Here is a 12,267-nt window from a genome sequence, read left to right as displayed (position 1 = left end):
CGGCTCAGCGCGTGAACCGACTTTTCATTGATCATTTTCGTCGCGGGAGTCCTCGGCGAGATGTCCGTGGTGCCGGTACACCATTTCGTCGGGGTGGCGGGTCACCCGGGCCAGCCGCCAGGCCGCGTCGTAGGACATACGGCCGCCTTCTTGAGCACGAAGCCGCAGAGCCAGGAGGCTGGTTGCCGGGTCGAGCAGCCAGCGCAGGGCGGATAGCTTCATCGGGCCGTGCCCGCCTCGGCGACGCGACCCTGCTCTGCGCCGTCATCGCGGACGCTCTCGGTCGAATCAGCCGCTGACGGCTCGCCCAGTGCCGACCAGGCGAGCGCGTCGTTCCATCCCATCTGGTCCAGGACGGTGCGGACGGTGGTGGTGAAGCGGGCGTGTTGTCCTGGGTCATTGCCCAGTTTCTCCCAGACGTACAGGAGGGTGTGGGCGATGCGTTCGGCCTTGGACTGGATGTCGTCGGCCGTGCCGACGAGAGGGAGGATCTTCTCCTTGAAGAGGTCCCAGTCGAGGGATTGCAGGGCGTCCAGGTGGCGGTCGAGCCACCAGATGCGCGTGGCGTCCGGGCTGTTGAACACCGCTTGTCTGAACCGTTCTCGGCGTTCGTGTTCCTGCGCGAGCTGGAGTGTCACCTCGCGTATGGCGTCTTGGTATCTCTGGGCCCGGTTTGCGTCTTGCTCGGTGAGCAGCAGGGTGATGTGTGCCTTCAGCCAGAGGCCTGGGGTGTCCTTGGGGGTGTGCCAGTGCGCTGCGGCGAGTGTGAGGCCTTCTTGTGCGGTGGTGAGCTGTTCGGGCATGTGGTTCTGGGTGATGCCGCGGCCGAGTTCGTCCAGGGCGAGTCGTGCGGCGGCTCGGGCGCTGGCCGTGCCGCCGTCCTTGATGTTGGCGTGTGCCTGGTAGGTGAGGGTGCCGCGGGCGCAGAAGCGGATGCCGGGGAGGCGTGTGGGCCACTGGGCCCGGATCCGACTGCGCCGGCGGTTCCACCACGGGCCGGGTCCGTCGGTCGTCAAGGGGTCGATGCCTCCTTGGAGGCCTGGTAGCGGTTGGCGGCCAGCACCAGGACCTCGCGCCAGAAGGGGAGGATGGCCGCTTCTTCCGTCACCATGAGCCGGTCGAGACCGGGGCGGAGGCTGGGTGGGGCGAAGATGTCGGCGAGGACGTCCACCACGGCTTCCCGGCGGTCGGGGTGCTCTTGGAATCGCTCATGCCATCGCGACAATTGCGTGACGACCGCGTCCACGGCGTCGTCGGTGGACAGCAGTTTCTGCCATGCGTGGATGATGCGCGGCCGGGCTTCGGTGTCGTGTGTGTTGTTCAGGATCAGGTCTGTTCCCTCGTCGCTGGAGACGAGGGCGAGGAAGGATCCGAGAGTCTGGCGGCGCAGGGGCTCGTCGGCGGGCCGGCTTTCGGTGTCGGTGAGCCATTGGTCGACGGCCTTGCGCACATCGTCCGGTCGTTGCAGCGCGAGTTGCTGGAAGGCATTGACGACGGTTGCGGATCCGAACGTCTTGTGGCCTGCTGCTTTGCCCAGCCGTGTCAGGGCAAGGGTCGGCTGTTGGATTCCCCAGGTGCCTGCGCAGATCTCGATGACGAGCTCGACCTTGTCGTCCGAAGGGTTCTTGGCGTCCATCCACTGGCGCAGGCGGTCCCTGACGTAGCGGCCGAACTCGGCGTCCCCGGCTGCTTTGGTGAGGGCTTCGACCGCCAGGACCCTCCGAGAGCCCTTGAGGTCGCTCGCCAGCCCGTCGAGGATGGCCCGGTCGTGGCGGTGCGCCGCCAGTTTCCACAGTGCGGTGGTAATCAGCCGGGCGTCCTCTTCCGGGACGGTGCGGTCTGCGGCGATGCCAATGGCCCACCTGCGCAGGAGTTCATGCTGGGTGGGGAACTCGTCCCAAAGGTGACGCAGGATGGCGGCGGGCAGGCCTTCTTTCTGTGTGTCGTGGAAGGCCCGGTCTCCGTCGCGAGTGATCTCCGCACCGTCCAGGCGGCTCGACGTGGTGGCGTCGGCCAGAACGTTGACAGGGTGGCGCTCAAGCCCGAGCCGGGTCAGGAGGTCATCGGCTGCCTTGATGACGGACCCGCGCTGTCCTCCGTGCAGCAGGGCGCCCGCCCAGACCGTAACCCGGGTGGACAGCAGCTGCGTGTCGCCCCCCGTCGCCCGATTCCTGCTGAGGAGTCTCTCGACTTCACCGTGCCAGTCGCCGAACTCATCGACGATCGCCTGGATCTGCTCCTGGCCGGACGCCCGGAGCAGACGGTCAGCCAGGCGCCACGCGGCACGCGCGGACGGGTTGGCCTTCCAGATGCCAGCGAACTCCGTCCTGTCCAACCAGGTCACACGATCACCGCGGTAGTTCGCCCGGAATTCCGCTGTGACGAGGGCGCGCGCGTCGGGAGACTCCAGCCGGACGGTGAAGGGCAGCGTTGGTTCGGCCCAGTGGCCATACCAATCGGCGGGCGTGGCCAGGATGACGAGGAAGGAGTTGTTCTTGCGCAGCGCCGCCCCGTAGCTGACCAGGTCGGTGCCCAGCCGTTCGCCAGGTTGCTCCGCGAGGTCGGAGAGATCAAGGATGCATCCCAGCCCCGCCTCTTTCGGCAGCGGGCGGACCGAGGGCTTGGACCATTCCGGGTCGAGGTCGAAGAGGGCCGGCCGAGGGCTGGTCACGGTACTCAGCAGGCGTATGGCAGCCGTGCGCCGGCCGTTGCCCTGGGCTGCGCAGAGCACGATGACTCCGTATTCGTCCAGCAGTTTGGAAGCGGCCTCCCACTGGTCTGTGTTGCGTGGCGGGACGAACCGGCCATCCTGGCTCGCCTTATAGTCGGCGTCGCTCTCGGTGATGGGGACGGATATCGCCTGATCACCGTTCAGGTGCAGGTTGTAGGCCTGGATGCCGTGCTCACCGGAGTGACTGAAGCGCACGGAGCTGGACTGCGGCTGACCGTTCGGCGCGCCGCCGTCTGGCGGTGGAGGGGATCCTGCGGGATCGTTCGGCTCGACCGGCTCCACCGGCGGTGGCTCCGCCGATGGCGACGTGGTCGCCGTGCCTCCTCGCTGGCCCTGCTCGTTGTCGATCATCACTGCCCCCGCCCGCCGCCGAAGTGGTTGTAGGCCTGGATGCCGTGCTCGCCCGTATGACTGAAGCTGACCGTGCCCGGGGCAGTGGAGGCCGGCTGAGGGGATGCTCCGGGCGGAGTGGCCGGCTGCTCAGTGGCCGCATCCGTGCTGTCGAGGGGTTCGAAGATGTCGGGGTCCGCGAGCCGCCAATCGAAGCCGGGGATGTGGACATAGGCCGGCTGCTGGAACTTCTTCACCTTCACCAGGTGCCGCATGAACTGGTCGGGCAGGACGTCGCCGTTGATGCAGCCGCTTTCGAAAACGTCCTCGTAGACGCGTTGCGAGATGATCACCGCCGTGTTTGTGATCTCCGGGTTCGCGCGGTTCAGCAGGGTGCGCAGTGCGTCGTCGTCCAGGAGCCGGTGGGTGTGCACCATCGGTACGCCCAGCCCAGTGTGTGGCAGCGGGCCGACGTGGATACTGACCCTGAGCTGCAGGGGCGTACTGGCAGGGCTATCCGCGCGTCGGCGCCCAAGAGCCTGCCTCAGGGCGTCGGGGAAGCAGCCCACCAGCGCGGGCAACACCTCTGGGTCCATGCCTGCGACGTAGCTGTCTCCGGCGTGCTGGCCGAAAACCCGCAGCTGCCACTGAGCGCTCACGTTGCTGGCGCTGAGCGCCTCGGACAGCAACGGCAGGATGTCGGCGTTCACTTGCTGCATGCCCCTGCTGTCCAGCGCACTGAAGTTGCGGGCGTCCACCGCCAGTACGGCCCGGTAGGGCCACAACGGCTCCCAAGACGGCAACATGTGCCGCTCCTCTCGTCGGGTGTCCTCCGCGGAATCGCGGCGAACACGACCTTCGCGGAGGAGCAGGGACGAGATGGTCCAGGACTGGACGGTACGGGCGTGCGCTGAGTCACATGCTGGGTGCGTCGCCCTGGCAGCCGATGCCGCCCGGAAGCTGCTTCTCGTCCCGGGCGGCTGCCCTGAGGCGGGCGACATCGTTGATGACCAGGTTCTGGCGGCCGAGTGTCAGGACACCGGCCGCCTGCAGCTGGCTGAGAGCGTCAAGTGCTGATGAGCGGCTCATGGCCGCCATGGTGGCCAGCTCTGTGCGGACCATGCCCAACTCGACGACGAGGCCGTCGTCGCCGTGCGGGTGGCCGATTTCGTCTGCGAGGTGACTGACGATGCGGGCCATGCGCGCCACGCGTGGCAGGTGCGCGAGGTCCGCTCGCAGGCGTTCGTGGGTGTTGAGCCGCTCTACGGTCAGCTGGTACACCACCGTCTCCAGGCGATGGCGCTCTATGTAGCCGCGGAAGGCGTGGGCTGGCAGAACAAAGCCTGTACACGGACGGACTGCGGTGACGGTGGCCGAGCGTGGTCGCCCGAGTAAGGCGCCTATTTCCCCCAGCACTTCGCCTGGTCCACGCAGCGTCAGCGTCAGTTCGTCCCCGCACTCATTGATCTGGGTCACCTTCACCAGGCCGTCGACCAGTGCGATCACGGAGTCGGGCGACTCCCCCTCTCGCAGCAGCACGGACCCACGCCGGAACGTTCGCCGGCGCCCGCGTTCGACAAGGTCGCGCCATACGTCGGCGGATACCAGGGAGCAGAAGTTCATCAGCGTCCTGCCGTACTGGTGGGTCATCCGACCACAGTCGCGAGAGCGAAGGCGGTGCAGCCCGCAACTGCCAACGTGAGCGACCACTGCACGCGGCGGTGCTTCGTCCAGGCGATCTCGCTCATCACCACCAGTTGCCGGGACAGCGGTGGCAGCGGATCTTTGTTCCGGAGGACTTCTTCGAGCTCCGCCGGTTCCAAGTGCCGAACATGCCCGAAGTACAGGAAGTCGTCGTCACGTTCCGGCCCCCGCCGCTCCTTTCGGAGGTTCGGCGAGATGGCCCAGGCCGCGCAGCTGGCTCCGCCCACCATGAGTAGGACGCCGCACCACAGCAACAGCCGTGATGCGCCAGAGTCGAGGTCACCTGCCGCTCGCTGGGAACCCACAAGCAGTCCTAAGACAGCCAAAGCCGTGGATTGCACGGTCAGTGCAAACGAGGCCTTCGAATCAGCCTTGGCCGTCAAATCCGCAACAGCCGCCTGAATCCGCCACGCAGTCTCCGTCGACTCGACCGCCACCGGCCACCCCCCTTTGTGTCAGGCAGGACTTCCACCTGCCAGCCCGGGCAGAATCATGGACAGCACAGGTGTCCCGAAAACCTCACTTGGGGCAGTTTGGCCAAGAACGCACTCCCCGGGTGCTGCAGCAGGAAGCGACGCACCTGACGACAGGGCCCCCTCCCCGCGTACTGGAAACACGCCATCGACGAAAGCGTCTGGATTCCGCAATCGCCAGCGCCGAACCGAGGGTGAATGGGCCCTTCGAGGGATTGCGGGAGCGGCCGTAGTGAAGCACCGGTACTGCACGAGCCAGAGCTGGAGTTCCGTGCCGGAAAACCGCCATACCGATCCCCGGCACGGCATCAGCGTGTTCGACCCCGCCGACGCCCACTCCCCTACCGGCCCCCGTCAGATCCCCCTCGGGCTGGTCGGCCCCTCCCATGCAGTCGACGGCATCCGGAAACTCGCTCGAGCGCTGCCAGTACACCAAACCGGGCCAGGAGAACCTTCACCAGCCGTTTCCCGGTTTCAGCACCGACTCCCCGTTCGGCGCCCAGCTCGTCTTCGACGACGCCCCCATCCGCGAGATCCCCGAACGCCAGTTGCGCCTCATGGTTCGCGTCGACACAGTCTCCGCCACCAAGGAAGCAGTCAATTTCTACGCCGACGCTGCGTATGAACTCGTCGCGGAACCGGTGGGGATTCATCATCGAGGAGATCGATGGGCCGCTGCGCGCCGGCGAACGGGATCGCGCCAAGGCGTGGGGCGCGGCCCTCCGGGTCGCTTGACTGACACACACGTGCCGGAAGGTCGCCCATTCGGCATCTTGCGATCAAGAACAAGAATCCGGTGCGTGCCCCACACGGCGGCACCAGAGGCGGGTCTGACCCGCCTCGCACGGGCCTAACAGGGCCCCGAAGGGGCCATCCGGCCCTGCCCTCCAACACAGAGTCCGGCCAGACTGGAGTGGACTCTGATGCGGAGGCCGCCGATGAGCACTACCCCCTAACCCACGGCTCGCAGCAGCTCTCTCCGCCGACCAGCGTCAACGGCTGTTGTAGTGCGCCAGCCCGATGGACTTCCCAGAAGAGACCCGGCTATTCGGAAGGCGGATACGCCCATCGATTCTGGATCGTCCGTGCTGGCACGGTCGCCCTGGACGTCGACGTTCCCGGCAGGCGGCCCGGCGTGGTCGTCAGCGTCAGCGCCGGCGAACTGCTCAGCTGGTCGGGGCTGTTGCAGCCGTACCGCTGGTCAGCCCGTAAATCTTCACCCCTCCGGGAGAACGTGATGCCCGCCTCGCGCTACACCGTCAGCGACGTCATGACCCACACCGCCATCGCCATCGGTCGTGACGCGCCGTACAAGGAGATCGTGGCGCTCATGGACCAGTGGAAGGTGAGCGCCTTGCCCGTTCTGGAGGGGGAGGGACGGGTGATCGGGGTCGTGTCGGAGGCCGATCTGCTCGCCAAGGAGGAGTTCCGTACGGACGAGCCCCGCCCGGACGAGTTCGCCGCGGCGTCCAAGGCCGGAGCCGTACGGGCCGGGGAACTCATGTCCAGCCCGGCCGTGACCGTCCATCCTCACGCAACCCTCGCCGAAGCGGCACGGATCATGGCGACGCGGAGGGTGAAGCGCCTGCCCGTGGTCAACGGGGTCGGCATGTTGGAGGGTGTGGTCAGCCGGAGTGATCTGCTGAAGGTGTTCCTCCGTACGGACGCGGAGATCGAGGAGGACATCCGCCGCTCCGTCCTCGGCGAGCCGGCCGCCACCGTGGGGCTCGCTGTAACGGTCGCGGACGGTGTGGCCACGGTCCGTGGGTCGCTCGCCGACCGGTCGATGGTGCCGCTGGTCGCCCGCGCCGTGCGGGCTGTGGAGGGCGTGGTCGACGTCCGGATGGATCTCGTTGCCCCCTGAGACGCTTCATGACGGACAATCCTTGTGGGGGCGCGTATGCACCCGACCGACCACAGGGGTCGCCATGACCGAGCTACCGGTAGCCACCGCGCTCACCGGGGTGTTCCTCGTCGACGACCACGAGGTCGTCCGCCGGGGCCTCCGTGACCTGATCGACGACGAGCCCGATCTGGAAGTGGTCGGGGAGGCGGCGACGGCCGAGCAAGCTCTGGCCAGGGGACCCGCGCTGCGGCCGGACGTGGCGGTTCTCGACGTCCGGCTGCCGGACGGCGACGGCATTTCCGTGTGCCGGGAGCTGCGGTCCCGGATGCCCGAGCTGGCGTGCCTGATGCTGACGTCGTTCGACGATGAGGACACTCTCCTCGACGCGATCATGGCCGGGGCGGCCGGGTACGTGCTCAAACAGGTCAAGGGGTCGGACCTCGTCTCGGCCGTGCGGACCGTGGCCACCGGGCAGTCGATGCTGGACCCGGCCACCACGGCTCGGCTGATGCATTCGCTTCGAGACCCCGAGGCAGCGAAGCCACCTGAGGACGAACGGCTCGCGGTGCTGTCGGAGCGGGAGCGGTCCGTGCTCGATCTCATCGGCGAGGGGCTCACCAACCGGCAGATCGCCGCGCGGCTCTACCTGTCCGAGAAGACCGTCAAGAACCACATCTCGCGGCTGCTCGGCAAACTCGGCGTGGAACGTCGCGTGCAGGCCGCCGTGATCGCCGCGCAGGCCCACGAGCACGACGCCGAGGAGACGTAGCTCAGTCCCGCTCGGTCGGCAGCGGGATCCGCCACTCGAGTACCGTGCCGCTGCTGGGCTCCACGCGCGCTCGGACCGACCAGGCTGCCGCCCAGCCGCTCGGCCCGTTCGGACAGGTTCCGCAGTCCACTGCGCCTGCCGCCCTGCGGGATGCCCACGCCGTCGTCGCTCACCGTCACCGCCAGCACGCCGTCGTCGGCGACGACCGACACCTCGGCCCGGCGGGCCCGCGCGTGCCGGGCCACGTTGGCGAGGGCTTCACCGATGACCACGATCACCTGTTCGGCTGCCTCAGAGGGCACGTCCGTGTCGAGGAGGCCCTCCATTCGCAGGGCGGGGGTGAATCCGAGCGTGGTCGCGGCCTCGTCCACCGCCTTGACCACGCGGTTCCTCAGCTTCGGGGCGGTGCCGGGGGTGTCGTGTTCCCGGAGCCCGAAGATGGTCGACCGGATGATCTTGATGGTGGCGTCCAAGTCGTCGATCGCCCGCCCCAGCCGGTCCAGGGCCTCCGGGTGTTCGACGAACCGCCGGGCGCTCTGCAGCGTCATCCCCGTGGCGAACAGGCGCTGGATCGCGAGGTCGTGCAGGTCACGGGCGATCCGGTCACGATCCTCCAGAAGACTCACCTGCTCGGCGTCGCGTCGCCGGTCGGCCAGTTCGAGCGCCAGTGCCGCCTGTCCCGCGAATCCGGGGAGAGCTAGGATCTCCGGCCCCGTGAAGGGCGACCGCCCGTGCCGCCGCGCGAGGATCAGCACCCCGCTCAGTCGCTCCTTGGTGCCGACCGTGACGGCCACCGCCGGCCCGAACCCCTCCCATCGTTCGGGCTGCACCCTGATGCGCGGCTCGTGCTCGACGTCGGCGACCGTGACCAGACCCTCCTGCGCGAGTGCCGCCTCGGCCAGCGTTCCCTCGCTGGTCGGCAGGACGACGCCCCGGTGCGCTTCGGCCCCCTCACCGCGGGCGAGCGAGCCCCGCAGTTCACCGCTGACACCCACCAAGTAGAAGACCCCCATGTCGGCGCCCGCGATGTCGACCGCCTGCTCCAGCATCCCGTCGAGGACCTCGGTCTCCTCCGAGCCGGACAGCAGGGCACTCGTCAGGTCAGCGCTCGCGGCCAGCCACCGTTGCCGGAGGCGGCCCTCCTCGTACAGGCGAGCGTTCTCGATGGCAATGCCGGCCGCGACGGCCAGCGTCGTCACGACAGCCTCGTCCTCGGCGTCGAAGTCCGCCGCTCCCCGCTTCTCGGTGAGGTAGAGGTTGCCGAAGACCTCGTCGCGGACCCGGATGGGCACGCCGAGGAACGAGTGCATCGGCGGGTGATGCGGCGGGAACCCGTACGAGGCGGGATGCTCGGACAACTCGGCGAGCCGCAGCGTTTTGGGGTTGCGGATCAGCTCACCGAGCAGGCCGTGCCCGGAGGGCAGGTCGCCGATCTGCGCCCGCAGGTCGTCTCCGATGCCGACGGGGAGGAACTCCGAGAGCTTACTGTCGTCCCCGATGACGCCCAAAGCTCCGTACTCGGCGTCCACAAGGGTGACGGCCGCCTCCACGATGCCCCTCAGCACCTGAGGCAGGTCGAGTTCCCTGCCCACGGACATGACGGCTTCCAGTAGCCCCTTGAGCCGGTCCCTGGTGCCCCGTACCTCGTTGATGCGGGCCTGGAGCTCGTCGAGCAGCTCGGTCGAGCCGCAGCCGCGGAAGCCTGCTGTCCGCCGGCACCGGCCGCTCGTGCTCCATCACCACCTCCGGCCACGTCGAGCGCACGGTCCTCGCCCGACGGGCACATATTCACGGTAGTTCCGGTGTCTCCGACGCTCCAGCCGGATTCGTCCCACGGAAGGCGGTGCGGACGAGCCGCGCGGCGAGGAACCCCGCGGGGGCGCCGGCCAATGCGATCCCGACGCCCGCCCAGCTGAGCGGTTCGGTCTCCAGGACCGAGCTCAGGAAGGGCACGTACAGCGCCGCCGCGGCAAGCAGGGCGGAGGCGAGGACGGAAAGGGGAAGGAACGGGTTCCTGCGCGTGAACAACCGGGCGCGGAGTCCCAGGACCGCCCCCAGCTGTGCGGCGAGCAGCGCAAGGAAGAGGACGCTCTGCCAGGCGAGGTCGAGTGCGCGGGCGCCGAGTCCCGCACCGAGGGAGACCGTCGTGACGACAGCGGCCAGGACGAGCAGGCGCTGCCAGGCACCGCCGCCCAGGATGTGCTGGCCCGGCGGGCGAGGCGGTCGTCGCATCGCGCCCGGGGAGGCCGGTTCGGCGCCCATGGCGACGCCGGTGAGACCGTGCGTCAGGAGGTTGATCCACAGGATCTGCCCCGCTCTAAGGGGCAGAGGCAGTCCCAGTACGGGGCCGATCAGCATGACGAGAATCTCGGCCGCGCCGCCGGCCATCCCGTAGACGAGGAATCTGCGGATGTTGTCGTAGACGCGGCGTCCCTCCTCGACAGCCGCCACGACCGTCGACAGCTCGTCGTCGGTGAGGACCAGGTCCGCGGCCTGTCGCGCGACCTCCGTGCCGCGTGCGCCCATGGCGACGCCGATGTCGGCGCGGTGCAGGGCGGGGCCGTCGTTGACCCCGTCACCGGTCATCGCGGTCACCGCTCCCCTGGCGCGCCACGCCTCCACGATGTCCAGCTTCTGCTGGGGGTCCGTACGGGCGAAGACCCGAACCGAGGTGAGGTCGGCGACCCGCCCCGCAGCCAGGTCCGTCCCTGTGGCCACGTAGTCTTCCGTCTGGCCACTGTCGCCCAGGAGTGCGACGCGGGACGCCACCGCCCGCGCCGTCGCCGGGTGGTCCCCCGTGATGAGGACGGGGGTGATGCCGGCCGCCCGGCAGGAAGCGAGCGTCGCTGCGGCATGCGGCTTGGGCGGGTCGCTGAGCGCGACGAGCCCGAGGAGCGCGAGCCCCGTCTCCGCTTCGGTGACCGGGCTCGGGAGGTCGTTGCGCACGCCCGATGCCACAGCGAGCACGCGGTATCCCCGGGCAGCCAGGCGCGCGGCATCCCGGCGGGCCGCCTCTAGCGCGTCCGCGGGATCGATAAGGACCGCCGGATCGAGGACTGCTTCGGGGGCGCCCTTCGTACAGACGAGCACCCTGTCTCCGCCGGTCTCGTGGAGCGTCGTCATGCGTCTACGGAGGCTGTCGAAGGGCGCTTCTGCGATCCGGGGACGGGTCACCGACAGTTCCGCCGGCCCCGGGCAGCCTGTCTTGGCCGCAGCCGTCAGCAGGGCGGCTTCCATCGGGTCGCCCAAAGCCGTCCAGCGGGCGTCGGAGGCACTGTCGTCCGCCGGGCGCAGCGTGGCGTCGTTGCAGAGGGTGGTCACCGTCAACAGCTCGCGCAGCGGCTCGAGCTCGTCCGCCTCTGCCGGCCTCCCGGCGACCAGGACCTCGCCCTCGGGTTCGTACCCCACACCCGAGAGCTCGGCGGTCACCAGCGGCGTCCAGATGTGCTGGACGACCATGCGGCCCTCGGTCAGGGTGCCGGTCTTGTCGGTGGCGAGTACGGACACCGAGCCGAGCGTCTCCACCGCGGGCAGCCGCCGCACCAGAGCGTGCCGGGTGACCATGCGCCGGGCCCCGAGAGCCAGGGCCAGAGTGACGACGGCGGGAAGGGACTCGGGGACCGCCGCCACGGCCAGGCTGATGGCGGTGACCGCCATCGTGCCGAGCGGGAGCCCCCGGACCAGGCCAAGGGCGAAGACCAGCACGCACAGAGCGAGCGTCACGACCGCGAGGACGCGCCCGAGGGCGGCGAGGCGGCGCTGCAGCGGGGTCGGCTCGCGTCCTTCGTCCAGCAGAGCCGCGATACGGCCGAGCGCGCTGGACGCCCCGGTCGCCGTGACCACCGCCACGCCCCGGCCTCGGACAACGACCGTGCCCGCGCTCAGCGTCGCACCGGGATTCTTGTCGACGGGCACGGACTCCCCCGTCAGCATGGACTCGTCCACCAGTACGGCGGACGCCTCGGCGAGCTCGGCGTCGGCGGCGACGATGTCGCCCTCACCTACCAGGAGGGCGTCACCAGGGACGACCGAGGTCGCGGGGAGGTCGCAGACCGTGCCGTCGCGCCGCACGCGCGCGTGCGGGGCGGTGAGGGCCGAGAGGGCGGCGACGGCGTTGTCGGCACGGATCTCCTGCGCCACGCCGACGGTCGTGTTCACGAGGACGACCAGCCCGATGACGATCGCGTCGGGATGGTCGCCGATCGCGAGGGTCAGCACGACGGCTCCGAGCAGCACCATGATCAGTGGGTCGGTCAGCTGGGCCAGAACCCGCTTGTGGAGCCGTACGGGCTTACTCGAAGTCACCTCGTTGGGGCCTCCAACGGCGAACCGGCGGGCGGCCTCTTCCTGCGTGAGTCCCGTCGTCTCCCGCACCAGTACGGGCGCCCGGTCCACTGCCGACCTCGTCATGGCC

Annotated in this window: 8 protein-coding genes and 1 pseudogene; 2 read left to right on the top strand and 7 right to left on the bottom strand. The window is 69.0% G+C overall.

What is annotated here, in order from left to right:
• Positions 1 to 218: 218 nt before the first annotated feature.
• The 5 genes from R2D22_RS34245 to R2D22_RS34225 form a co-directional block, all read right to left on the bottom strand.
• On the bottom strand, positions 219 to 1,016 hold the full coding sequence (locus tag R2D22_RS34245) for a hypothetical protein (protein ID WP_318109086.1): 798 nt from the start codon (positions 1,014 to 1,016) through the stop codon (positions 219 to 221).
• Positions 1,013 to 3,082, bottom strand: a complete 2,070-nt coding sequence (locus R2D22_RS34240) for a hypothetical protein (RefSeq protein ID WP_318109084.1) — start codon at positions 3,080 to 3,082, stop codon at positions 1,013 to 1,015. The genes R2D22_RS34245 and R2D22_RS34240 overlap by 4 nt, the downstream gene beginning before the upstream one ends.
• Positions 3,082 to 3,867 carry a hypothetical protein gene (locus R2D22_RS34235; RefSeq protein WP_318109083.1) on the bottom strand — a complete coding sequence of 262 codons (786 nt, stop codon included), beginning with the start codon at positions 3,865 to 3,867 and terminating at the stop codon, positions 3,082 to 3,084. The genes R2D22_RS34240 and R2D22_RS34235 overlap by 1 nt, the downstream gene beginning before the upstream one ends.
• A gap of 109 nt (positions 3,868 to 3,976) precedes the next feature.
• The gene (locus R2D22_RS34230; protein ID WP_318109082.1) at positions 3,977 to 4,711 is read right to left on the bottom strand and encodes a Crp/Fnr family transcriptional regulator; all 735 of its coding nucleotides are present in this window, start codon (positions 4,709 to 4,711) and stop codon (positions 3,977 to 3,979) included.
• Complete coding sequence (locus R2D22_RS34225; protein ID WP_318109081.1) at positions 4,708 to 5,202, bottom strand: Pycsar system effector family protein; 495 nt, start codon at positions 5,200 to 5,202, stop codon at positions 4,708 to 4,710. Before R2D22_RS34225 ends, R2D22_RS34230 begins: the two co-directional genes overlap by 4 nt.
• A gap of 1,273 nt (positions 5,203 to 6,475) precedes the next feature.
• On the opposite strand from R2D22_RS34225, the gene R2D22_RS34220 reads away from it, so the two are divergent.
• Positions 6,476 to 7,102 carry a CBS domain-containing protein gene (locus tag R2D22_RS34220; protein WP_318110148.1) on the top strand — a complete coding sequence of 209 codons (627 nt, stop codon included), beginning with the start codon at positions 6,476 to 6,478 and terminating at the stop codon, positions 7,100 to 7,102.
• A gap of 64 nt (positions 7,103 to 7,166) precedes the next feature.
• The gene (locus tag R2D22_RS34215; RefSeq protein ID WP_318109079.1) at positions 7,167 to 7,853 is read left to right on the top strand and encodes a response regulator transcription factor; all 687 of its coding nucleotides are present in this window, start codon (positions 7,167 to 7,169) and stop codon (positions 7,851 to 7,853) included.
• Between the two features lie 146 nt (positions 7,854 to 7,999).
• Here the strand turns inward: R2D22_RS34215 and R2D22_RS34210 are convergent.
• Positions 8,000 to 9,451: pseudogene (locus R2D22_RS34210) on the bottom strand (sensor histidine kinase); the annotation flags it as partial.
• Positions 9,452 to 9,641: 190 nt separating this feature from the next.
• On the bottom strand, positions 9,642 to 12,263 hold the full coding sequence (locus R2D22_RS34205; protein WP_318109078.1) for a cation-translocating P-type ATPase: 2,622 nt from the start codon (positions 12,261 to 12,263) through the stop codon (positions 9,642 to 9,644).
• Positions 12,264 to 12,267 lie beyond the last annotated feature (4 nt).

The organism is Streptomyces sp. HUAS YS2 (genome assembly GCF_033343995.1).
GTDB classification, from domain to species: Bacteria; Actinomycetota; Actinomycetes; order Streptomycetales; family Streptomycetaceae; genus Streptomyces; species Streptomyces solicathayae.
Note: the sequence above shows the minus strand (reverse complement) of the source record. Positions and strands in the feature narration are given on the sequence as shown.